General features: G+C 51.9%; 21 protein-coding genes. 5 read left to right on the top strand and 16 right to left on the bottom strand.

Annotation, left to right across the window (positions count from 1 at the left end):
- The first annotated feature begins 10 nt into the window (after positions 1-10).
- Both JMJ16_RS01340 and JMJ16_RS01345 read left to right on the top strand, forming a co-directional pair.
- Positions 11-772: a hypothetical protein gene (locus JMJ16_RS01340; protein WP_201377823.1), complete on the top strand. Its 762-nt coding sequence runs from the start codon at positions 11-13 to the stop codon at positions 770-772.
- 8 nt (positions 773-780) lie between these two features.
- On the top strand, positions 781-1,737 hold the full coding sequence (locus tag JMJ16_RS01345) for a DUF3102 domain-containing protein (RefSeq protein ID WP_201377824.1): 957 nt from the start codon (positions 781-783) through the stop codon (positions 1,735-1,737).
- Between the two features lie 405 nt (positions 1,738-2,142).
- On the opposite strand, the gene JMJ16_RS01350 is transcribed toward JMJ16_RS01345, so the two are convergent.
- From JMJ16_RS01350 to JMJ16_RS01395, 10 genes are all read right to left on the bottom strand, one after another.
- Complete coding sequence (locus JMJ16_RS01350; RefSeq protein WP_201377826.1) at positions 2,143-3,237, bottom strand: RNA-guided endonuclease TnpB family protein; 1,095 nt, start codon at positions 3,235-3,237, stop codon at positions 2,143-2,145.
- Entirely contained in the window at positions 3,234-3,632 is a 399-nt protein-coding gene (tnpA, locus tag JMJ16_RS01355) for an IS200/IS605 family transposase (protein WP_201377828.1), read from the bottom strand. Before tnpA ends, JMJ16_RS01350 begins: the two co-directional genes overlap by 4 nt.
- Before the next feature lie 830 nt (positions 3,633-4,462).
- Positions 4,463-5,416 carry a Na/Pi symporter gene (locus JMJ16_RS01360; RefSeq protein WP_236601109.1) on the bottom strand — a complete coding sequence of 318 codons (954 nt, stop codon included), beginning with the start codon at positions 5,414-5,416 and terminating at the stop codon, positions 4,463-4,465.
- A 213-nt stretch (positions 5,417-5,629) separates the two neighbouring features.
- The gene (locus tag JMJ16_RS01365) at positions 5,630-6,877 is read right to left on the bottom strand and encodes a thioester reductase (RefSeq protein ID WP_236601110.1); all 1,248 of its coding nucleotides are present in this window, start codon (positions 6,875-6,877) and stop codon (positions 5,630-5,632) included.
- A gap of 106 nt (positions 6,878-6,983) precedes the next feature.
- Complete coding sequence (locus JMJ16_RS01370) at positions 6,984-7,766, bottom strand: alpha/beta fold hydrolase (RefSeq protein WP_201377830.1); 783 nt, start codon at positions 7,764-7,766, stop codon at positions 6,984-6,986.
- 318 nt (positions 7,767-8,084) lie between these two features.
- Entirely contained in the window at positions 8,085-8,513 is a 429-nt protein-coding gene (locus JMJ16_RS01375; protein ID WP_236601111.1) for a helix-turn-helix domain-containing protein, read from the bottom strand.
- 1,418 nt (positions 8,514-9,931) lie between these two features.
- On the bottom strand, positions 9,932-11,143 hold the full coding sequence (locus tag JMJ16_RS01380) for an RNA-guided endonuclease TnpB family protein (RefSeq protein ID WP_201377832.1): 1,212 nt from the start codon (positions 11,141-11,143) through the stop codon (positions 9,932-9,934).
- Positions 11,144-11,274: 131 nt separating this feature from the next.
- Entirely contained in the window at positions 11,275-11,733 is a 459-nt protein-coding gene (locus JMJ16_RS01385; protein WP_201377833.1) for a hypothetical protein, read from the bottom strand.
- Between the two features lie 643 nt (positions 11,734-12,376).
- On the bottom strand, positions 12,377-13,816 hold the full coding sequence (locus JMJ16_RS01390) for a hypothetical protein (RefSeq protein ID WP_201377834.1): 1,440 nt from the start codon (positions 13,814-13,816) through the stop codon (positions 12,377-12,379).
- A gap of 30 nt (positions 13,817-13,846) precedes the next feature.
- Entirely contained in the window at positions 13,847-16,279 is a 2,433-nt protein-coding gene (locus JMJ16_RS01395) for a penicillin acylase family protein (RefSeq protein ID WP_201377835.1), read from the bottom strand.
- Between the two features lie 402 nt (positions 16,280-16,681).
- Here JMJ16_RS01395 and JMJ16_RS01400 point away from each other — a divergent pair, with 402 nt between their 5' ends.
- Positions 16,682-17,176: a winged helix-turn-helix domain-containing protein gene (locus JMJ16_RS01400; protein WP_236601112.1), complete on the top strand. Its 495-nt coding sequence runs from the start codon at positions 16,682-16,684 to the stop codon at positions 17,174-17,176.
- Here JMJ16_RS01400 and JMJ16_RS01405 read toward each other — a convergent pair.
- Both JMJ16_RS01405 and JMJ16_RS01410 read right to left on the bottom strand, forming a co-directional pair.
- Positions 17,151-17,819, bottom strand: a complete 669-nt coding sequence (locus JMJ16_RS01405) for a transposase (RefSeq protein WP_201377837.1) — start codon at positions 17,817-17,819, stop codon at positions 17,151-17,153. The genes JMJ16_RS01400 and JMJ16_RS01405 overlap by 26 nt on opposite strands.
- The gene (locus JMJ16_RS01410) at positions 17,816-18,844 is read right to left on the bottom strand and encodes a hypothetical protein (protein ID WP_201377840.1); all 1,029 of its coding nucleotides are present in this window, start codon (positions 18,842-18,844) and stop codon (positions 17,816-17,818) included. The genes JMJ16_RS01405 and JMJ16_RS01410 overlap by 4 nt, the downstream gene beginning before the upstream one ends.
- A gap of 53 nt (positions 18,845-18,897) precedes the next feature.
- Between JMJ16_RS01410 and JMJ16_RS01415 the strand changes: the two genes are divergently transcribed.
- Both JMJ16_RS01415 and JMJ16_RS01420 read left to right on the top strand, forming a co-directional pair.
- Positions 18,898-19,476 carry an IS630 family transposase gene (locus JMJ16_RS01415; RefSeq protein WP_236601113.1) on the top strand — a complete coding sequence of 193 codons (579 nt, stop codon included), beginning with the start codon at positions 18,898-18,900 and terminating at the stop codon, positions 19,474-19,476.
- A 153-nt stretch (positions 19,477-19,629) separates the two neighbouring features.
- Positions 19,630-19,893, top strand: coding sequence for a helix-turn-helix transcriptional regulator (locus JMJ16_RS01420; protein WP_201377841.1), 264 nt, complete (start codon positions 19,630-19,632; stop codon positions 19,891-19,893).
- Between the two features lie 542 nt (positions 19,894-20,435).
- Here the strand turns inward: JMJ16_RS01420 and JMJ16_RS01425 are convergent.
- The 4 genes from JMJ16_RS01425 to JMJ16_RS01440 all read right to left on the bottom strand — a co-directional run bounded on the left by JMJ16_RS01425 (position 20,436) and on the right by JMJ16_RS01440 (position 24,082).
- Entirely contained in the window at positions 20,436-20,789 is a 354-nt protein-coding gene (locus JMJ16_RS01425) for a hypothetical protein (protein ID WP_201377842.1), read from the bottom strand.
- 415 nt (positions 20,790-21,204) lie between these two features.
- Positions 21,205-23,001, bottom strand: a complete 1,797-nt coding sequence (locus JMJ16_RS01430; RefSeq protein WP_201377843.1) for a CocE/NonD family hydrolase — start codon at positions 22,999-23,001, stop codon at positions 21,205-21,207.
- A 174-nt stretch (positions 23,002-23,175) separates the two neighbouring features.
- On the bottom strand, positions 23,176-23,538 hold the full coding sequence (locus JMJ16_RS01435; protein WP_201377844.1) for an antibiotic biosynthesis monooxygenase: 363 nt from the start codon (positions 23,536-23,538) through the stop codon (positions 23,176-23,178).
- Between the two features lie 88 nt (positions 23,539-23,626).
- Positions 23,627-24,082, bottom strand: a complete 456-nt coding sequence (locus tag JMJ16_RS01440; RefSeq protein WP_201377845.1) for an SRPBCC family protein — start codon at positions 24,080-24,082, stop codon at positions 23,627-23,629.
- Between the last annotated feature and the right edge of the window lie 51 nt (positions 24,083-24,133).

Raw genomic sequence — 24,133 nt, forward strand, 5'->3', positions numbered from 1 at the left:
AAAACCATCTATGCACCTGTTTCATGCATCTCACATATCCATCGATCAGGGAAACACAGAAGCACTGCTTCTTGAACAACATGCCGAGCGCCAGGCGCTCTCGGCAGTACGCGGTGCCAACTTCACACAGTGTCTAACCCTGCATCACCTCGCGGCAGACCTGGAACTAGTCGATCCACGAGGAAGGCCTCATCTCATGCACGGCAAAGACCTCTTTGATGAGCGCACCTGGACCAAGTTTCTCGCCTCCCTGCAACACCCCATGAACATCCTCTCGCTCACGCAGAGTGCTGAACCGCTGGTCAAACTCTATCGGACGTGGCTGCTCACCAAATACACGCAACGCTATCGTTGGCTCAGTACCCCCACGCAGATTCAGTGGTTTGAGCAGGTGACGGCCCTGGTAATCCTGCGCAAAGTGATGGAGGCCAAACATCACGCCTGGACCTATCAGCAAGACGAGCATGCCTTTGCGGATAGTTGGTGTGCTATGGAGATGAGGCACCTCATGACGCTCAACAGTATGACGACGGAAATCGCCAAGGCCATTCATCACATCGTCAGGCAACCTGAGCAGGCGAAGGAAATGATCGAGCATCTCTTTGATATTCAGGCGACACGTCTCCTGGATCGCCCGGTCCCTCTCCGCCACCCACTTCCCTCGCTCCCTCCACTGCCCGAGGGAGTCGCCTTACCGCAGGCAATTCTGCCTCTGATCGCGCCCTCTACAGATCAGGCAGAGGTGTCGCCTCAGAGTACCGCAAAGGAGTAACGACGAGTATGCAGACGCCCCAGCACACTTCTCAACAATCAGCCCAGCACCTCGGATTCGACTATACCCTTCTCGATGGAGAGACCCGTCACTTCGTCTACCAGAAAACGGTTGAAACACAAGGCTATCTCAAACGTACTGCCGAAGATGTGATCCAGATTGGACGCAATCTGCATGCCGTGAAAGAACGCCTGCCCCATGGACAGTTCATGGCCTGGGTCAAAGGGGAATTGGGGCTGACACGACAGAGTTGTCAGAATTTCATGCGGGTGGCAGAGCGCTTTGGAGAGAACGTGCATCGGTTTGGCGCTATCCCCATCTCGGTCCTCTACGAACTGCTCAACGCACCCGAGGACGTGCTCAAGCAGATCGAAGAGCAGGAGATTCCACCCACGCTCCCTGCGGTCCGTGCGGCCAAAGAGCAAGCGCGTCAGGAAACCATCAAAGAGAGACCCGTCGTGACGGCTTCAACACCCGAACAGGCACCAGACCATGACGAATTGCTCCAACTTCGTCGGCAAATCGAAACGCTGGAACGAGAACGCCTCCAACTCCGTCAGGACATTGCCTCTCACCAACACAAGGAACAGGAGGCACCTGTTCTTCCAGCACACGTCCAACAACATATACAGACCTTGGAGCAGCACGTCAAAGAGTTGAGCACTCAGCGCGACATGCTTTCACGCCATCTTGCCAGCGTAAGCGAGCAAGCACGAGAGAGCGTGCTGGAACGCAATGCCTTGAGCCACGAGCAGCAGACGCGTCTGCGTTGGCGAGAAATCGCCACGGAATTTCTCCATAGTGGAGGAATGTTGCTCTCAAGCATGCCTTCCCCCATGATGCTTGATACCTTCGAGGCTGAAGATTGGACCAGACTGGAACAGATCACACAGATCCTGACACCGTTACTCCAGGCAGTCAACCAGCTCCACTCTCATTCTTCCTCTACTGTTGAGGCTGGGTGAGAGGTGCTCGCTTCTTCTAACACACACGGTGACGTATCGAGAAGCACCTCTTGCCTCAATACGCTGTCCCAGACACAAACACGAGTTGACCAATGTGCTTCATTGGTCAACTTGAGATTCGCCAGTTTTTGTCCAGTCTGAAAACGTGGAAACGGAACCGGAATAGCGAGTAATGTGCTACGCTCTCAGAGGCGAAGCACACTTCTCCTTCAACCACAATTTCTGCTCTTCATAGATCATGCGGACTGACATATCCAAGAGCGGAATGGCGACGTTTTCGGTTTTGACACTCCCCCGGATAAATCCGGGGGGATTCTGATCGGCTCCCTCTCAATCCATTTCTGCTTCGAGATCAACGCGTCACAGTTCGGGGCTGTGTCAAGCAGCCCATCCGTAGGTCGAGCCTCATGCTCCTACGGCACGTATCCTTTGATCAGATACGCCAGCCCTTCGGCTAATATTGATGGCTCCTACTTTATCTCTATGGCCCATCCATCCACAATCAGCGCACACGTAGGTTCTATCTTGTGCTTTGTTTCTTGCTTGACAAGCAGGGCATTCTTGCGAGGTATGGGCAGGATTCACCTGCTCTACCTTGATGCCGAGTCGCTCTGCTTTGTAGGTCAGAAATTGGGTGAGTTGATAGAAGGACCATGTTGCCATCATCCGGTTGTTTTTGCGTGCGTGCGCACGACGGCTTGTGCGTGCCGTCCCTTCTCGGATACCAGCAAGGGACTCAACACGAATGATGCCAATCCCTTGCTCTGATGCATGATTCACCATCTGGCGAGAGAGTTGATGGTTGATATTCTTCATCCAACGAGCTTCTTTTCCCTTGCTCTTGCGTATTGCTCGTGTCTTCCGGGCTTTTTGGAGCTTCTTGCGTCGGGCGTAGAAGCGACGACGCATATGGCGAAGATTTCGTCCATTGCCAAAGAAACGCGTCCCTTTGCCCACCACATAGGCGACGGCTGGCACCTTGATGCCAAGATCAACACCCATGACTCCATCATCTTGTGTGGGCAACGGCTGCTCGATAGTCAAGGTCACATCCGCGACCCACTTTCCACGCTTTTTCTTGATGCGCAAGATACCAGGAACACCGGCATAGACGATCCCCTCACAAGGGATATGCACCTGCTGAATCTTGCCATTGATGTATACGGGAAGGGTGAGCGTGCTGCCAGAGAGTTGCCAGTTCTGGTTGTTCCATTGGCAAATGGGTTTCTTGAGTACTGGCAAGACCCCAAGTTCAAACGAGCGCTTGAAAACGGAGTGAGCATCGCGTAACGCCTGATTCTTTACAGCACTTGGAAGACATGCTTGAAAGTCCTTTGTGCTGGCTTTCTCAGGCAAAATCCCGGCATCTAATGCAGATACCAGCGCATTGACGGTTCCGATGTACTCAAGGCAATGCGCCATGAGCAAGCGTGATTGTTCGGGTGTGGGATGCAAACGCACCTGAAGGGTGGTCTGCAATCCCTTTGCTGATCTACTCATGTGGTACTCTGCTTTTCAATGTATTTCTGAATGAGGTCAGCGCTCACATGCCCTGCTGTACTGTAGAACGTCGAACGCGTCCAGAGTGAGGGCATCCGCATCAGGTGAGCAAACTCTTCGCGCAACATGTGCGAGCTTCGCCCTTTGAGGAGACGCGCAATATCGGTTGGCATGGTGTACGGATTCGACTGGATAAACAGATGTACATAGTCAGGCTGGATTGCCAACTCCACTATTGCCCAATTGTGTTCAATGGCAACCTGCTCAATAATCTGCTTGAGTCGATCATGCACCGGACCAACAAGCACTTTGCGCCTTCGCTTGGGGCAGAAAATGATGTGGTAGAGAATATGGTGAACAGCGTGCTGCTCGTGAATATATTTTTCTTCGCTCATGTAGTTAATATAATACAAAACAACGTACGTTGTCTACATTTAGCCCTGACCTATCCACCCCAAAAACAAGGAAGAGCCAGAAAGCCCCCGTCTTTGAAGCGGGGGCTTTCCGGCTCGGTTCCTGTAAAATGTCTCGATGGAGGAAAAGAGGGCTTGCCTGGCTCCTTGCCGGGTCTGATTAACACACTCATACATAAAAATCTCAACCCACCACTGAGCACTCACCTCGGGCTGCAATTTGCCTCAACGCTCTCCACCTGCCAAAAATGCTGAAGCCGAGTCGCTACCTGATATCTGGCAAGCTCTCGGCTCCAACTCATTTCTCTCAATCGTGAAAGTCTAAGAGACACTGAAAGAAATGCATCTTCGCTGTCGGTGTTTCCTGCGCAACTTTCATTCGCGCAAGTCACATAGCAAAGATGGTCTTCAATCCTGACGCGTCTATTGATTGAGACATTACTAGTATAGACCCCGTTTTCCCTTTTTGCAAACACGACCATCCCTCTTAGCTCCCAGCACGACAGCACCTTTTCGATCTTCCTTTGTTTCCACAATCAACGTATGAGGGAAAGAGGATGACCATGTTGCTGGAAGACTCACCTCTCTGGCAGCAGACGGAGAGGAACAACACACACCAGGATCCATCCTCTCGGCTCCTCCTCCTCAATGACAACAACACATACCATGAATCTTCCTACGCGCGTTCTGGCAAGTGGTCTCTCTACTCATGTTTTCTTTCCTGTCCAGGTTTTCTACATTGATCTTTTTTCAATGTGGAAAACCTGTGGAAAACCTGGACAGCAGAGAGGCACACAAACGCTTTTCGCTGCTCATCCATCTGAGACTGGCGATGAGAAAGGATAGCGAGCGGACTCTGAGATTTGGCATACAGACGCTTTTTCTCCTGAAGGCTCCAGAGAGGTGAGCAGCCAGGTAAGTGGGCCCGCCAGAGGTACCCACAAACAGGTCAGCAGGACATTCAATCCGAGATGCGCCATGGCAGGTTGCGTGAGAGGGCTCGGCCAGCATACCGTGAGCAAGGCAGCAAGAGGATGCAACAACAAGAAGAGCAGACATGCACCCAGACACTTCGTTCCTGTATGGACGAGCGCCAGGCGCTGCCCCAAAGCAGCATTGCGCGATGCCGCCGCGATCAGCGCAGGGAGTGTCGTCCCAATATTTGCCCCCAGCATGGCTGCCAGTGCTGGGACCAGAGGCAGCGTATGACGTGATGCCAGGACGAGCACGAGCCCGATGGTCGCCGTACTCGAATTGAGCATCATGGCCAATGCTGCTCCTAGAAGAAGAAGCAAGAGAGGCGAACTGGCACCTATCTGGAGGATCTCTCCTGCCCATGCGCTGTTTGCCAGAAGCTCACTTGCCTGAGAGAGGGTAAAAAGCCCCAGAAGCATCAGGCCACAGGGGAACGCGATTTGCCCAACCCATCGCCAGCGGGTGCGTGCCGTCATGAGCGCAAGCAATGCAAAGAGGCCAACAAGAGTGAGTGCATAATCCGTCACGTGAAAGGACAGCAGCTGCACCGCAAGGGTCGAGCCAACATTGGCTCCAAGCAACATCATAATCGCCGTTGAGAATGGCATAAGGTCCGTGCTGACCAGTTCAATCAGCAGAGAAGACACCACGCTCGAACTTTGCAAGCAGGCCGTCATGATAAGACTGACGAGATAGGCAATCACAGGGAAACGCGCCGCATGGAGAAACAGGCGGCGAACATGGCCCCCTCGGCATATGCTCAACCATTTCGGTGAACGAGTGGATGCCATACAGCAAGAGAGCCATGCCCGTGAGAAGTGCAAAGAATAATCGTATCAAGAGTACGTAATCAAACATGTGTTTTCCACCTCCCTCTCTTACACAGGTGCGTGAGAAAGAACGCATGCCTCGCCAGTTCCGTGTTTCAGCAATGCCTTCGGAGTACTTGATGTAAAACAAGATGAGCAGACGTACAGAAGGAAAACATGCATCATCTGGACCCATCAAGAACGCGTGCGAAAGCGAGCACAAAACTGCGTCAGATAGGTAGATGCGGAGGTCTGCATACCCAGATAAGGAGCCGTTCCCCGGAAGCCTGCTCGTCTGAGCGCAAAGTAGTGACCTTGTGCCGTCTTGGTATCGATCTGTCCAAGAGTCGAGGGAACATCCAGTGTTGCGACTGCAAGCCCAGCAAGCAGGCTACTATGTATCTGGTACGGCGTGAGTACACCGCCCCCTTCCCCCGTTTGTACAAGCAGGTCAAGCATAGACCCTTTCTCAAAGGCTCGGCGTTCTTGCATTGGCGTCGAAGAGGTCAGCTCGTCTGCCCGGGGAGCAAGGATGTCTTCCTGCGTGCACATTCGCGCCAGAAATGGCTCTGACACCAGCGGCGAGAGACCTGCAAGCATGAACAGAAGTGTCCCGGCACGAAGGCGCGTCATATCGAGTCCATCAAGCAAACTAGATGTCCCAAAGAACAGAGTTGCCTCATACATCACATCTGGAACCTCCTCTCCCCCTCCTTGCATCTCACAGAGCGCCATCTCCCCCTGAAAACCAGAAGCCTGGAGTTCTGCCACCAGTTCCTCAACAGGAGTGTCCTGATCTGGTAACGCACAGAGGGTGAGAGATGCTGGATGTGGCAACGTTGCGAGCAGGAGGCGAAGACAAGTGCTGGCGAGAGGATCAGGTCCGACCACCACCGCCACACGTTCCCGGCAAAGATCACGGGCAACGCGAGCCAGGACCCACTCCAGGTTGAGCAAGGCCGCAGCACTGGTGGTTGCGTCTGTGGTCGTGAGACGTGGACGATGACCAGCACGCACGTACTGACTCTCTTGAATCAACTTTCCTCCATTGGTCTGTGACGCAAGGCGCGCGGAGAGGGCCACACTTCTTGCACCACAGGCCCGGGCAAGGGCGACCGCCTGGCAGGCCTGCTGAATTACCTTGTGCTGCTGCTGTTGTTCTTCTCCGTGCGAGTTCTCCAGGGGAAGCAGGATTGTCCCTACTCGTCCAAGTTGCGTTGTCACAATGCTGGTCAGCGCTGGACGCCCTTGGTGCCATGCCTGTAAGAGCGAGGCTTCTTCCTCTTGAAGGAGAGGAAGACACTGTAACACCACGGCATTGAGAGGCGCCTCTTTTTTGGTCAGTATGCTCTCAAGAAGCACATGCGGGGGCAGCAGTTTCTGCTGCCTACTTTGCATGGGTGAGGATGGGACTTGTGTGTGCATGGTTTGGGGATGAAGCATAACCATATTCTTTCTGTTCTCTAGACGACATATCATTTTACTGTCATTCATATCAAAGATCTATAGGAAAACAGCCAACTTTTGATGAGAGGCTGCCAGCAACCTCTTAGCCAGAGATCTCAGGAAGCGAGAACGGCGCGGTCAACGCTATCAGATCCTGCTCCTGAGAGCTGACAGGACGCTCATCGCTTTGCGTCACCAGACACGAGAGATCCTTGAGCGTTTGAAGAATCATGAGCGGTTTCCCCCACCGCATGTACTCGGTCTCCATGTATTCAACCAGATGGCAGAGTTCGGCACTGGCTTGAGGATGAACCAACCGAATCTGTGACAAGAGTTCTCCAGATGCCCGCTCCTGGGCACATTCCTGCGGGAAGAGTGGTAGGAAGAGTGAGGTCAGTTCCAGAGCCGCCTCATAGGACTCCTCGACATCAGAAGAGCCCAGGCGCGTCAGGAGAGAAAAAGGATAGGAATGAGGAAAGGGAAGAATGGTGAAGGCACGAAGGCGCTCTGCCAGGGCGACGTGCCACTGAAGGGCATCGAGCACGCACATGCCAAATCGGCCTACAGCCACCACGTGAATGTCATCTAGATCAAGCGTCGAACAGCACAGGCTCGCCAGGTCCTCAACCCAGGCAGAAATGGTGTAGGCAGATCGTTCCGCCGGTTTGGAGGAAAACCCATGCCCAAGGATATCCGGAGCCACAACATAGTAGTGACGAGAAAGAAGCTCGAAGTACGGAGTAAACACCGCGCTACTTTGCCACTCACCGTGAAGCAAGAGTAGCGGCGGGTTCTCAGGGGTGCCCGCGAATCGGCACCATATCCGTCGTCCAGCTAGGTGCAGAGGTACATGCTGATCAGAGTAAGGTGAAAGGGATGTTGCCATAGTGAAAGATCCTCCGACTTTACCAAAATTTTGTAATTTAGCCAGACATACTGTTGTTCTGTAGACATGCCTTTAGTATTTGTACCGTTGCTATAAAGGTGATGGATGATGAAGCGGTCCCTGGTATGTTCCTGGCGTGCAGTCATCATCACTGTCGCCAACGCAGATCCAGGGATGCTTCAGTGAATGTCGTGAGTACGTGACTAAGTGTACCCGAGGAACAGGAGGCAAAGGAAGATGAAAACCACCCAATGTAGAGCGAAGTTCTTCCCAATTCTGGGCGAAGTACTACCTATAGGAAAACAATCAACCTCTTGTTCATCCAAAAGAGAGGTTGATTTCCGCCTTTTGCTCATCCTGGTAAGGACGAAGCACATAGCCATGCCCTTTGACGGCAACCAGTTCAAGAAATGGTGGCAGTTTCTGCTTGAGCTTAGACACGTGTTTTTGTAGTGCCACAATATCTTGCATGTTACAGCGAGAGACATCAAGACGAAATGCATAGGCAGCCAGGTCGCGAAAGGAGAGTTCTTGCTCAGGATACAGCAGGAACGCCACCAGAATGCGGCATTGCATCGGGGTACAATACAGTTGAAAGCCCTCAGTCAACTGTTTTCGCTGAAAGATGTAGACAAAACGCTCATCAAAAATCAGCGCCTTATAGGACAAGAAAGAAATGAGTGCTGGTGAGTGATCTGAAGGTCCATCCTGCTCCTGTGGCAAAGATGGTAGCCTTGTAGACGACATATCATCCTCAAGAAAGATCATTGCCTTCCTCTCTGTCTATTCCTGGTCTTTTCCACAAGCTATCCACATCATGTGTCTCCAAATGTGGATAGCTTGTGGAAAACGTTCCGTCCGTTGCGCGAAGGTACATTGGTTTCTCCTTTTTGCTAAATTATGATGCTGAAATAGTATATACAAACTGTTGTCTGCCCGTCTCTACGTAGGCCATGCTGTCCTGAAGAACAGCATGGCCGGGAGAGAATGCAAAGTGCGAAGAGCCTTAGCCGCGAGGAACCGGCTTGTAGGCGACCTGGCCGCCGCGAAGGTATGGATCCCAAGCGCGGGGAGCAGCCTTGTAGGCACTCCGATGAAATGGCTGTAGTGGGGACCGTACGCGGCCGCATGGCTAGCATTCCAGAAAGCGTTTCCACCAACAAAGCTGCCTGTAGCGAGCGCGAGGGCAAGGGCAACTGTCACGAATCCGCGAGAAAGTAGGCCTTTCATAGGAAATTACCTCACTCATCTTTCCGTTGTCCTTGAAGGACAACACAAAAAACAACAGTTAGAAGGGGTTGCGACATGGCGCAATAGGCTTCCTTTGATCCCCCATATCTCCGGCATCTCAAGGAGGCCTCCCTTCGTATTGCGTTCTCCCGATCCCCCTCTCTTTTATTGTAGGCTGTAAACAAGTGTACAAAAAAGCAGAGAAAACAACCATACCGAGGACACCCAATTTCTCTCAGAACATCACGGATTTTCCCGAGAAACATACCAACAAATTAGGGAGAGAGCTGCCGATCATTGACATAAAAAATGCAAAGCAGAGGTGTTAACAGATCGAGCCGGGAAGTCCCGTCTTCATTCATGGGACGGAATGAAAGGCGAGTCCTTTTTGGGCGGATAGGGTGGTTGGGCATTTCCGTTTTCTGTTTTCTGTTCTAGAATAGGCATGTAGAGCTTACGCGAATAACCAGGGTGGTTGTGCTCGTAGGTACGGTATAAGCCCGTTGGCCTGCTCCTCCAGATACCCTTGGCACAGAAGTATTTCGCTTGCTCGCAGACACCTCACGTGTTGGCGCGTGACACAAGGCGTAGACTTGTAGCACCAACGTATCTCCGTACGTTCGAAAGAACTGAAGGAGTAGTAGGGCCGATACGCCCCTGAGAACTTCTGTTCCCTGTTGTCTGAGTGTGGTTGGTTGAGCAGCCGCCTCCATTGTAGGGTTTCTTCGGAAACATGGTCATTGGCCCACCTAAGCTCAGAAGCCCGTCCCATTCTATGGGACGAGGAGTATCACCGAAATAGCTATCAATACATAAAGCCACAAGAACAGGCAGTGCCCTCTCAATGATTGCAGATAGATGATCGAGAGGGCACTGCCTGTTCTTATGGCTTAAACAGAGTCAGATACCCCATGCATAAATGCAGGGGCTTGCCCCTACGCCGAAGCGTGAGACGAGAGGCCGTCTGACAACGACCCACTCAGAACAGATATACCACCCTGAGCAAGAGAAGCAAGGTACTTCTCCCGAATATTGATTGCCGCATTGAGGTCGGCATTGAGTTGATACCCACAGGAGCGGCAGTGAAAGACCGCTTGAGAACGGCGGTTATTGCGAGCTTGATGCCCACAACGAGAACAGGTTTGCGAGGTATGACGAGGATCAATACGCTCAACCACGACTCCTTGCTCTTGCGCTTTGTAGGCAATAAAGCCATACAATTGCGCAAAGGACCAGGAATGCAGTTTACGTTGCGCTTCACCTTTGCGATGACGAACGCCTTCTCGGATATTGGTCAAGTTCTCAAGCACAATCGTGGCTCCTGGGGGAACGCTTTGCACGATGCGCTTGGAAAGGACATGGTCACAGTCCCGGTGGAATCGCAAAGCACGACCAGACAGCTTTTTGAGATGTCGTTTCGCGCTTTTTGTTCCTTTGGACTGAAGTTTGCGGTGGAGGCGAAAACGGCGACGGTCAATTTCTTTCCAGTGACGCTTGCCGAGGAAGTGACGGTTGGAGGTCACAGCAGGACGATTCAAGCCTAAATCGACACCCACAACTGCATCGTGACGTGGCACAACGGGTTCAGGAACAGCCACGACCACATGCAACCACCACTTCCCTTTGCGGTACACCAAGTCTGCGGAGGTAGGCTGACATCTACGATACCGCTCACTGAAGTGAGGGACTGTAAAGGGAATGCTCATCTTGCCCTGGGTAGTGGAGACACGAACGGTCTGCGTTGCCCAATTGAGGGAGTACGTGTGGACATTGTAGCGAACAGCGCATTGCTCGGAACGAGGACAGCGAACAGGCTTGAAAGTCGGAATTGGCTTGCCTTGCTTCTGTGCTTTGGCAACCTTCCTCGGATAGGCAGCTTCCTTCTTGGCTTTCCAGGTAAAAGCACTGCGAAGCGTTTCCGTGGCTTTGACACGGGCCTGGATGAGCAAGTCACTGACCAGACCAGAACACAAGGCTTTCGTCTCGTAGTACGTGGCATGATGCAGTTTGACACCGTTCTTCTCGCCGTGTTGCCACCCAGAGGCACACACATGATTGTAGGCAAGCGTAAATTGTGTCAATGTCTCATGCAAAGCTTGAGCCTGTTCTCTCTTCGGTTGAAGCTGAATCTGTATTGTCCTATCCATGCACAAAATATACCATATATAGGTAGTTTGTGTCAAACATCGAAATGCCAGAGGAGAAGAAAGGAGTGCGCCATGCTCCTCCCCATGTCTGAAGTCAGGGGTCCCCGCATGGCGCAATTTTAAGGATGGATTCAAGCAGTAGGAATTTCTCGCTTCCTTGTCTGTACGCGCCTCTGGCAAGCAGCCTTCGGAAGGATCGTTGGTTGAAGGCGATAACCCACCCGTCGCAAAGACACAATGGTGAGACCCAACTGACGGCAGGCTGCCATTGTATCTGTCATAATCCTACGCAGGTGACGCAGGTGTTGTTCCCGCTGAGAACCTGGCACGGCCAGTTCAAGCAGTTTGTTCATCCGTTCCACTTCATCAAAGAACGGCTGTACGAGCGCGCTCGACTGAGATTCTGTTATTAAGGTGAGCAAAGTCTGCTCAGGCACTCTGAGCGCTGCTAACAAAAACGAGTACGGGCAACTTTCGGGAAAAAGAACCAATGGGATAAGCAGGCGCAACGCATTGGGTGGGAGCAATTGATGGCAACAGATACGAGCCGATTGGCCCGCCCTGAAAAGAGAGACAATTGATTGTGACATATCTACTGCCAGCCATGTTTGGGAACATGCATCGGAAAAGAGCGCCTCCAGAGAAACATGAACTGGCTGGCTTTCTCTTGGTCTATGCGTCTGTACGCGACGAGCAATCATAATCATATACCTTTTTCCTATCGTCGATGATAAAAGCAATAAAGCAATAAGGACACCTGGAATAATATGACTGTTCATATAATATGAACAAACGAGCATCTATGAAAACGAAAAGATCATCTTACGCGATGCTCTCTAATTTAGAGAAACAAACATCCTGATGCACAGAAAAAGTATGCTTTATGTAGTTGCACTCTAACACCCACAAGGGGCTTGCACACCAACGCATTGGCGCTGCATATGCTCGCATCAGGAACCATGGTTGCAATATTCGTTCTGCGTGAACATATCCTTATATCAGACTGTACGCTTGACAGAAGGAATAAGCTCGCAAGATCAAAGGGCAATGGCGCCAGCGCCACAAGGAAGGAGGTCTCACGTCGTAATCACATCAATTACGTTTTCTTATGTTACTTGACCTAAAAACACTATTAAGAACACCAATATGGCTAAAAGGTCGTCATCTCTTGCACCAGACATGCGAAGTGTAAAGCGTGGCCAGCCGTCACACTCCGCGCGTCTGTTCGGTCGGCTATGAGAGCAAATCACTGTTTCTGACATGTGCCGGTGTGGATGGATCGGCCATAGGAGACAATGAGGATGGGACTTCAGGGAGCGATCCCCAAGGGTCGTTGCTATGATTATTCTTCTGATAATGCGATTGTCGCGACTGATGAAATAGCAAAATATAAATCTGGCTGGCAATTTCGTCAATCAACGGGATTTCCGTTTCGAAGCGACCTGGCGCGAGGGTTTGCACTGGCATCCCCCCTATATTTACCTGATACAAACGCCTGCTCAGGTCTTGTGCTGCATTGGTAAGTTGCATCACCGTAAACTCGCCTGACTGACGCCTTAACATCTCAAAGCGTCTCAGGCGTTCGTTCAGAAGCAACACTTCCTGATAAAATGGCTCGTTAGAGGAACGCTGTCTGATATAGGCATTCTGTTGTCCGTTGGCTTGGTTCACAAATGCTTGAATGACTTCCTCTAAAAACTGTGACACTTCACGGGCAATTTGCTCACGAGAGAAAGCTCTAAGATTTGCTTCGATGGTCTCTTGCTTGGACTGTTCAGCCCAGGACAACGATTTCTCAAAACTATAAGCCGCCAGGAAACCGAAGAGCCCTGCAAACAAGTTCAAAAAGACGTGCCTGTTAATCATCGGCCACCACCCGAAATTCGGCAGGTTCATCTCATATTGAATTTCATCGAAGCTTCTTGCCCCCAAGGGAGAAGTGATCTGTGCATGGGGTAAGAACGTAAACGAAGCGGCGATAAAAGCGCCAGCGAGAATACTTAACCAGATCGGCGTTGACTTTTTTGTGATCAGCGCTGACAAGAATATCGGCAGTGTAAAAAGGTCATAGGTTGGCATCCATATCATCCGCAGCCCACCCTTGGCACCTACAAGAGAGAGCACGAGAACCAGCATCATGAAGATAACAATGGAATAACTCGCTATGTTTGGGTGGCTGAGTCTATTGAAGACTAGGGCCAGGGAAAGGACGACCGCCATAATGACGACCGCCACGCCCGTCGAGGGGTCGGAAAGGGAATTACCAATCAGCGCCAACATGAACGCAAAGACGAGCAAGGAGGAAATGCTAATCATCTCGTTGCGTCGCACTTGTTCACGAACCTTCAAATCGGCCATCATCGCACCCGCGGGCCGAGGAGGAGCCGTTAGATTGAGCCATGCACCTAGGAGGCCGCGCCGACCCCACCACAAAGCGCGGTCTTGCTCTACGTTATCCTGGTGAGTTTGGAGGTCAGGGTTAGGGTTAGATCCGGCAGTTGCCCCCATCCCCGGAGGCGTAAATTTTTCAGCAGCGGGCGGACGAACAGGAGTCACAGGGCCGGTAGGCTCCTCTGACATTTTTTGTTGCGTGTGGGCCTTGTGGCCCGCAGCCGGAAACACCCGGTTTGCGTATTGCTGTGGTTGTGCTTGGGATGGCTGTTGCTGTTGCATGGTAAAACTCCTTTTTTACTACATACAAACCTACTCATAAAGAGAATGCTGGTGAAGCCGCCCGGCAAGATAGTCTTGCAGTTGGTTATCAGCCCAACGGCTCTTGCCATGACCGGAGACTCCCCCCGGTAGACAGCCGTGGTATAGGCCATTATCAGTGGCAATCATCCTCCAGGCCGGTTGGTAGCCCCATACCCACAAGCGGCGCCGATTACTCGCTTGTGCGGCTGGTACAGGATATGATGATGCCTGCCAGGGGGTATGCTCGTCGCCACCAAGGGGGAACGGTCCACGACTCAGCATAAAAAGCTTTTTAATTACACGCATAGCAGGCGGGAGCCTTTGGCCGAGTGGTGCCTGAACAAGCGGGTGAACTAGTTCAAGTTGGTGAAGCTGGCCCCAACGCCATATGGCAACGATATTGCCTTGCTGCTGTGAGAGTTCGTCCAATGCGGCTACAAATGCTTCTTGCACAAGTGCTTGCCAGTCTTGAGCCGAAATCGCCTGAAACTCAGGGAGCAGGCAGACCATAAGCGAAAGTATCACTTCACGCATACGCCAGTGGCCCATCAGGCTAGGATTTAGCGGCGTATGTCCCACGCCAAGCCACCTACCAACCGTATCGTCACCAAATAGTTTTTTAGCGATCAACCTGTAAAGATGGTCCTCCGTCATTTTCAGCATTGCACCAGCCGCGCTATCGGCAGACAGCTTTCCATCCCAACATTGCAGCAAATGAAGCGCTTGCTCTGCAAGTGGGTGGACAACCGAAAGAGATGAGGAGGCGGCGAAAGTTGACGTAATACGGTTGCGCAGTGCCAGGGCCGAGTTGCTAGTCTGATCGACCTGGATGTTTTGCGCAGACTCTATCGTGTAGTGACGTCCTTCTTTCGCTTGTTCAATGCAGGTTTTAACAAGCTCTTCAATGCGCTCTGCTCGATATGCGCTCATGTACTCATGGGAGAGTACGAAGGGATAATCAGGGGGAGCCATTCTATTGTTTGCGGAGACCACGTATCCACGCGCCGGGCTGATTTCTTCTGGCAATTCATCAGCCGGGATATACCCATCGGCCCATTGCCCGATAGATTCCCATGCCGGAGCTGGGAGCAGACCCTCAACAGGATTGCGCCGTGCGGGAATCTTACCCATAACCCGCCAGCCAAACGCACCACCCTTTTTCTCAATTTCGGCCCATACAAGGTTGAGGACTGGCCCACCCCATTCTTTTGCGGCGTTGCGTAGCTCCTCGACTGATTGAGCACGATTGAGGCCCCAGATAGCCCAGAGTGTCCCAGGGGCGTCATCCCCACGATGTCCCACCCATTCTAACGAGACATTGCAAGCATCTTCTGCTGGTTTGGGGAGCATGATATCTTTCCCATCGGAGAGGAGCGGCCCGCGAGCGCCCCAGGCAACCGTTTGTATAATTGTTGCCTGTCCCTTGACCTTGATTTCATGTTGAATGGTACGCACTGGCTTGTCTGCTTTACGCTCTAGGCGCAATTCCGCCGTGATTGCACCGGCAACGGTAATACTCCATGCAAACGAGGCATTGCGCCCGATAATGATGCCAGGAATACCAGCCAGCGCAGCCCCGGCAACATTCAGATTATTGGCGCCCGTTTTCAAATGACACTCATAGAAAAATCCTGGTAGGCTCAGAGGCATGTGTGGGTCAGCCGCAAGTATCGGCTTGCCAGCCTCGGTATAAACGCCTGAGATCACCCAGGCATTAGAGCCGGAGCGACGTGGGAGCAAATTGGCTTGTTGTTTGACCTCTTGCCACGCAGGCAATATCTCGGCCAGTTGAGCCAAAGAGACGAAGGCGTCGCGCACACCATCAGCCAGGCGCTTGCGGTGATACGTCGCTTTCTCATCATAGGCCCAGGCATCGGCTTCTAGCAGAGCGGCCTGCTCCGGTCCAAGTGAGGCCAATGTATAGCACCTGACTAATTGTTCCTCCCAATTGCCAGCGAGGGACCAGGAGACGAGGGTTATTATGCGTATGGTATCCTTGGGCGTCCAGGGTTCAGGTTGCACATTCAGGAGGGCAATCTCAACACCCAGATCTTTTGCGTTGCTCAGATAGTAATTGACCCCGTTACTGTACTGTTGCAGAAGCTTCATAAGGTCTGTATCAGCCACAGCTTGGTTGTAGGCTGCATCGACAGCCTCTTTTAATCCCAAGCGACAAACCCAGCGATCTATGTCTACAACAGCAGACCCAGCGATTTCCGCCATGCGCGCAGAGGCAACACGCCGCTGCTGCTCCATCGACCAAAACCGATGCATAGCCGAGATATAACCCTGTCCAAAGGCGCAACTGAGCGCATCAGGCGCTTCCACGGTCGGAACGCCATAATGGTCATGTATGATCCTGATATTATGCGGCAGCGAAATAATTTCTGGTGGGAGGGAACGACGACCAAAGGCCGCACGTAACAAAGGGGCTATACTCATAAAAATAACCATCCTTGCTTTTTTACAGACCCCGTATGGGCGCGGGTAGATAAGATAAAAAAAGAAATCCTCTGCTATGTGGCAGCACCATTTATGAGGCAAGAACATAAAAGCGTTGACTGCCAACATAGCAGTAAAGGCAGAAACGTGGAAGCCGGATAGGGAGTTGCCAGCATCCAACAAACACAGGGAGGGTATATCTCTTGTGTAGCAGTATTGTAACCTAAGAAGATACCTACATACCAGCGCATCTACGCGCATTCCAGCGCGCATTTTAGCGTGCATACCACGCATACCACGCATTTCTTCACTTAAGTAGCCCTTTGCCATTCCTGCAATAACACTTACTGACCTCGACAGAGAGAGGTAAAGAATGAGGAGGGAAAGCCGATAGAAGGAGGAATGGGAGCACCAAGAAAAGCCGATTGGCGAGAAGAAAGGCGCAAACGCGCCTGGGTCCTCAAACATGAGGGATGGAAACAAAAAGATATTGCCGTGGCATTGGGAGTGAGCGAAGGAGCCGTGAGCCAATGGATCAAACAAGGAAGAGAAGGGGGAGAAAAAGCCCTCAAAGCGCATCCTGCAAAAGGAGCGACACCTCGCTTGACGGCTGAACAGAAGGCGCACATTCCGACGTTGTTGGCGAAAGGAGCATCAGCCTATGGGTTTGTCGGGGAGGTCTGGAATAGTCGAAGACTAGCCCAAGTGATCAAACGAGAGTTCAAGGTGAGCTATCATCCCGACCATTGTGGTCGCCTTGTCCGCGAGATGGGGTACAGTATCCAAAAACCGGTGGAACGAGCGACACAACGTAATGAGGAGGCAATTGAAGACTGGAAAGAACATGAGTGGCCCGCTCTAAAAAAAACCGTCAGGGCAGAGATACCGACTGAGTAGCCTCGGTCCAGCGTGATTCGAGCGAGGTCAGCACGGAAGAACGCTTGTGACGGAAACGAAACCGCGTGAGCTGCTCCTGCTGGGCACGGGTCGTCTGCTGGCGCAGTTCTCTCCACCGGCCCCGGTCAAGCTGAGCAATCTGGCGCTGCAAGTGGTGGCGGTGGGTCTCATCTTGCTCCCACCAGGGCGCATAGGCCACGCAGCGCCCATAGCGCAACAGATACGCATTCCAATTCTTGCGCCCGCTCACCCGGCGATACTGCGTTTTGAGCGCGCGAATGCTGCGCTCCATGTCATTGTTGGTGCGCGGAAAGTCCTCCCGCTCATAACACTGCACCAGGTACGGGCGCAGATTCGAAAGCACCTGCAGCAGCTCCCGTAGGCTCTCCTGTTCCAACTCCGAGAGGGGGGACGTTTCCAGAAGTTGGACCATCTGCTCGCGCCACGCGTCCAGGCGTCGTCCCACGCTCTCATTGCTCACGGGTTCTGCGAGCGTGCGTGCCGCTTCTTTCACCAGGATCGCTTCGACCTCACAGAGCCAGCCATACATCCGCTTGACCTGTCTCAGGTGCTCTGCCCAGGTTGCCCGTTCTGTCACAATTGCCTGCAGACGGGTGAGCTTCTGTTCACACCGCCGACTCACGGCGCCCCCTTTTTGAGCAAGTGCTGGAGACTGGCTTCGATCTCCTCCAGCATCTGGCTTGCCTCGACCGTCGCAAAAGTCAGCGGCTGCACGCCGTCGATATTGAGCGCGGTCAAGATCCCAGTGGCGTACGCATCCAGCACGCGGAGCTGCTCGGCCTCCTGAGGCGAGGCGGTCACGAGGGCCTTCTTGATCTGTTTGCGCACCGCACGAACCTTCGGCTGTAAGCGTTTGCGGATCGCCGTTTTCGCCGCTTTGTCTGCTTCAAAGGCGGTCTTGGAGGCATCGCGCAGCGCATGGAACTGACACACCTGATGAGGGACCTCCGGCCAGAGCTCCTGGAGTGCCAGCAGCTCACTTTCCTGGGCATCGCTGATCGTGCCCAGCACCTTCACCCCCAGCTCAACCACCGGAGTCAAGAGTGCTTTCATGACGGCAGTCTCCGAGGAGAGCACATTCTCGGCCACCAGGACCCGCCCAGTCAGCGCATCGCGGACCAGGTACACTGTCTCGTTCCCTTTGTCAGGCTGAATGCCGTCGATGGCAACAATGATGCCCCCGTTCTTCTCGACTTGGGCCAACCACTCCTGGTCCTCGTTGGCCGCACTCGCTGCCCGCAGCAACGTGCAGTACGCATCAAACAGGTAGAGCACTTCTCGGCGCGCGATCTTGACTCCCAACGGGGCCAACCGGGCCAGTAACTCGCGATGGATCTCGTCGACGGTTTGGTGCTCGACCAATCGCAGCCGCCCCACCAACAGCACCACATCCACCCCATACGTGAAGTGGGGCAGGGCCAGCGCATCCGCTCGCGCACTGCGATACGTCCGCTGATGGCCCACACACTGCGCATCGGAACAGCGGTAGCCCGCATGCACCAGTTTGATCACCTCCTGCAACGTGACCACCGTGCGTTCCGACAAGGTGACGGCCCGCCGGAGTCGCTTCTGGCAGTCGGCACAGTGTGTCACTTCGGGACGGTAAAAACGTCGGCTGACCTGGGAAAATGTCCGCGCAGGTTTCATGCGTTTCTCTCCTGGCTGTTTCTGAGATCCTTTCCTGGTGGAGAGTGTACCACATGGGCTCAGTCGGCATCTCTGCCCCTACGGAAAAAAAAGCCGCACAAGAAAGGCGAACGATCGTTTTTGTAGACGAATCAGGCTTTTATCTTCTGCCGATGATGGTGAGAACCTACTCCCCGAGAGGACAGACCCCGATAGTGCGTGTCAAGTTGACCCGCGATCATCTCTCGGCAATTGGAGGCATCACCCAAGAAGGGCGAATCTTCATGCAAACACAAGAGCACGCCTATAGAGCCGAAGACGTCGTACGATTTTTACGAGCCTTACTCCGCAAGATCTCAGGCAAGTTGCTCATTATTTGGGATGGCTCGCCAATCCATCGCGCGAATGTGATCAAAACCTTTCTCTCCAGTCCAATAGGGAAACGGGTGCATCTCGAGCGGTTGCCTGGCTATGCTCCTGACCTCAATCCTCAGGAATACGTGTGGAATCTCCTCAAACGCCGCGAACTCAAAAACCTGTGTTGCCAGGATCTCACTCACCTCAACCAAGAGCTTGTGCGTGCCAAAGAGCGCCTGCGTCATCGACGCGATATCCTTCAACGTTGTTTTTCTTATGCACTTGGTGAAGTTTAGTTGTTTATGACGAGGTCAGTAGATCTCCAGCGCTATCACTGGGAGGAGTCTCCCTGCTACAGAGCTACATTATGTTCCAATGTATTGATAATTGAATTGTCAAGATGCGGTTAAAAACAGCTCTTGCTTTACAAAAGATGCATATGTTAAAATATGAATAATAAATATAAATATGTTCTATTGCAGAAGGATACAAACTGCATGGATTTACAGCGATTGCAACAAATGGGGAAATGCTTGCGAGAAGCGAGAATTGCCATGGATATCACACAAGAGTACGCCTCAGAACTGGTTGGCGTGGATGTTGCCACCATGCGTCGTTGGGAGAATGGGGAAATAGAACCCAGGAACCCCAATAAAGAGCGGTTATGCCAGGTATACCAAAAAAAAAAGGCACGAACTTTTCCCGCAGCATGAGAAGGTCACAATACTCCCACATACCGAGACAGAGAGCAACACCCCTAACGTGTCTCTCAATCGAAGCGAACTACTTTCAGATCGAAGTTTGTGCCTGGAAGTAGAAATCTCTCTCCCAGGTGGTATCCAGCAATCATCACAACAACCTACCCAGCAGCAAGTTGGACGACAGCTACGGCCTTTTATAATGCCGGGGATCAACGGCAGTGTTGAAGTATCTGTGCCCACAGGGGGAGACGCGAATGGCACGTCTGGTCAACACATAACAATCAAGGCGCGTGTTTACCAGGAGGCAATGCAACCCCCGCCTCTACGACAGGCAGTCGGAGGAGAAGTTATTTCATTTCCCCAGCCAGCCACAACGAGGGCGTTAACTCCTCAGGAGGAAGAGAACGGAAATCACGGAAACCGAAACAGGTTTATACCACCACCACCACGACGACCACGTTTTTAAGATGGAAAGAACGCGACACATAGCCAAAGAAACGGCTCTTTCTCCTGCATTGGAAAAGAGCCGTTTCTTTGTTTTTGGATAAGCATGCTTATTCCACGGGCCGGTTGCGCTCTTGGAGCGACTCTATAAGGTGCTTGGTCAAATGCCGGAGCAAGAGATCTTTAATTGAGACTCCAGAGAACACATCGCTTGCATAGAGGTCGGTAGAAGGCTGGACAATCCAGTCAGGGCGCTCATGCAGGAGAAAGACTAAATCGGCATCTGCTACTTCAGAGGCAATGTCGAAGGCAACATCCTCGATGTTACAGGATTTCAGATCAGTATCGGGAATTTGTCCAGCCAGAGCTCGCGCCCATTTCAAGAGGCGCTGTTGCTGCCGACGATAAGCGGTATAACGCAGCGCAGCCAAGCTCGGTTTCTTATCACGTGATGAATTCCCCATGTTGTGAGTCCTTTCGTTTTTGATGCGATTCATGCGTAGTGTAGCACAAACCAGAAATCTCTGTTGGCGCTTGCTCTCTAGCTTTCTTCGGTATCTAGCTCAAAGGAGCGATTTTTCCCTTCCAGGAAGGCATACAAGACCTCTATCGCTTAAATAGCAACGCCATCTGATGAAATCCTACGCCAACGACAACGAGTACGATGTACCTCGCTGTAAGTGTACGGGTTCCCGGGCGAAGGGCCTGGGGTAAAAACACTACCGTGTTGACCGTTTGTATGCCAGCCGATACACTCTCGTCTAGAGCCCACAAGCCGCTCGGCGTGGTTGCAACGAACGATAGGCTCGGACGGAGCCATCAGCAAGCCGAAGCTTGCTGAGAAGCCCCGCATGTATATGTGGGGAGTCGTCACGTCAGCTAACGGTTGCCTAGAACCGATATTTCAAGATAGGAGGCTGACACGCCGCCATGGAATACAGTATTCCTTGCCGGATATGGCGGTGCTTCATATGGGAAATAGATAAAGTTGTCAAACACTGTCGCATTAAGAATATCGGGACGACTCCCAATTTCCAATTTGAGGCGATGGCCATTTTTAAAGAGATTGGCAGTGGGAGTCAAACTGAAGGAAAGAGTGACAGGGCTGCCTGGTATCAACGGCTCTGAACTTTGATGCTCATGAATAATTTCGTCTGACCGAGATAGCTTCTCATCGATCTTGCGATGTGATGCCTGAAGCCAGCCAAATGAGAGGAAGCGGACTTCCCCCTTGGGAGAAAGGTCGCTCAGACGCGCAATAACATGCGTATCAATCGCGGTAGAAGCGAGTGTAAGCAGCAGCCGGATCGGGCCCGTTATCTCGGTTTCCTCGCCAAATGGTTCGCTGAGATAGGTTAACACCTGGGTTGTATATTTATCTAATTCTTTGGGATACTGCATTCCTTGTGGGATGGCTGCAAATTTTAGCGTCGTCTGCTGGGGAGGAATATCCTCTTGTAAACTCTGTAGTCCCTCACTTTCGTTTGAGCTGGTAGCCAGGTAGAGGCGTTGCGTAACTGCTTCTGGTATAGGCCAATTAGAAGCGCTTTTCCAGCAATCGGCCCCCTGCAACCAGTATCGCACGGCGGGCTGCTCACCAACACCAGTGTCAAGCCCTTTGAGGTAGTAGTCATACCAGGCAAGCGCTTCTCCGTGATAGTTTGACCATGGCCATCGGGGATCTGGAGGACCAATAAACAGTTTCTTGGGCGCCTGGATACCATGCCAGGCCTGAAAAGCGCCACGCATATGCAAACCCGGATTCGCCCAGTTAGTTCCAATACATACGGGAACCTGAATACGATCCAATACTGGCCAGGCCGATTTTTCCCGGTAAAATGGGCCATCATATGGTTCATCGAAGGCTAATTCTGCAAAATCGCGCATCCAGGCTTCCTCGGGATGCATTTGTTGTGGCATCTTCTTTTCGTTTTTGAAAAAGAAACTGGTGATTTGTTTCTGAATCCAGTTCCGATTGAAAATATAGCTCATGAGATGGCGCAACATAGGAGGCACAGAAATCTTTTGCGTCGCTCCCACGAACGCATAATATGGAGCAAAAAATCCCGAATGAAACGCACCGCCGTGATAGGCGAAATGGCGATACAGATCAGTGAAGCCCAGGTAAGGGAAAATAGCTTTGAGGTGTGGTGGTTGCTGAGCAGCCGCGAGATATTGGATGGCAGCAAAATAGGACATACCAATCATGCCAATGTTTCCATTACACCAGGGTTGTGCCGCTGCCCATTCGATCGTATCAGCCACGTCTTTCTGCTCTTGCGGAGAAAAATGCATCATGTGATCGCCGCCCGATTTTCCTGTTCCCCGAGCATTCACAGTTAAATGACAATAGCCTCGCGATACAATGTAACTCACCTGTCCCACTTCATTAATTGGAAGAGGAAGACCCGTATTCTGTAATTCTTTGGTGTAGCCCGACCACGCAACAAGGGCGGGAAAAGTCCCATCGGCTTTTGGCCGATAGAGATCACCTCGCAAAATTGTGCCGTCAAGTAGAGGGATAGAAACATCTGGTTCAAAAAGAAATTCATAAACCGGCGCAGAGGCTTTCTTTGGCGTCCAATCACCTGCGAACTGCTCGCCGGTCAATTTGGTGCGTGGACGCACACGTACTAATGATTCGTTAGCAGGCGTCTTCTGTTCTGCAATAGCCATATTTCCTCCTTTAGGCAAGGATGAGCACACATGGGTAGATTCAAAATTATGCAGGAAAGCGTCTATGGGCAGTTTTGATCCATAGACGCTTTCACATTAAAATATCACCTTACGTCGCAGCTTATTTCGCGGAATCGCGTATATACCTGACCTGCAACACAAGGGCAATAAACCCTAGTGTACCAGGGCCTCACTTGGATATGCGCAGTATGCGACGGTAAGGTCAGTTCTGATTTCAATGTTTTCTGCGAGCGCATTACACTGTTTCACATGATGTGGGTTCTTCGCGAGCATTGCCTGCAAATCCGCGAGGCTCCGCCACTGGGCATAATTGATAATTTTTGTGCCATCCTGGCTGAGATGGAAGTTGGCACTGATAAAGCCTGGCGCAGTCACCACAACCTCTTCAGTCATGGCCCTCAAATAATCCAAAAGCTTCTGCTGGTTCTCAGGCTTCACCGTCAACGTATTGATCATGGTGCAGATTGGCTGATTTTCCTGGATTGTGGTAACACGGGCAGTATTTGTTTCGCTCACTGCTTTTTGCCTTTTCTGATTTCTATTTTGCACAAAGAGTCATACCTTGTAAGGCATGCACTCACATTTCTTTCATGAATAATTAAGCCTACAGCGCCGCCTCTGGCATCGCCTCAAGCACCTTCTTAAAGTGCTCCTGATTGTTCTGCATATGCGCTGTCATTCTCGCAAGCACCTGCTCATTTGTGACAGGCGCTTTTGGATCCATCTCAAAATCCTGAATCCAGGTCATACGGACGCCTTCTTCAACTGGCTCGTAGGTCCATGTCAGGTGCATATAGAAAAATGGGAATTTGGGGGTTCCGCGCTGGGCAATAGCTTCGCGCTTTTCAAAGTCCAGGATGCGCCATGACTGCCAAGTTTCGCCTTCTTCGTTCGTCAGTTCAAACTCGATTCTGGCAAAGCGTCCGTCACGCTGGAAGGATAATACTTTTGCTCCACGATACTCTTTAAAGAGTTCCGGCCAACGCGCAATATCGTTGGTAATAGCAAAAATCTGATCGGGATCTCGGCGAATAACGATGGATGCTTGTGCTTGAGGCATTAGTTTGTCTCCGTTCTACAAATATATATAGATATGTAACAATACCGGCAG

Source organism: Ktedonobacter sp. SOSP1-52 (assembly GCF_016587395.1).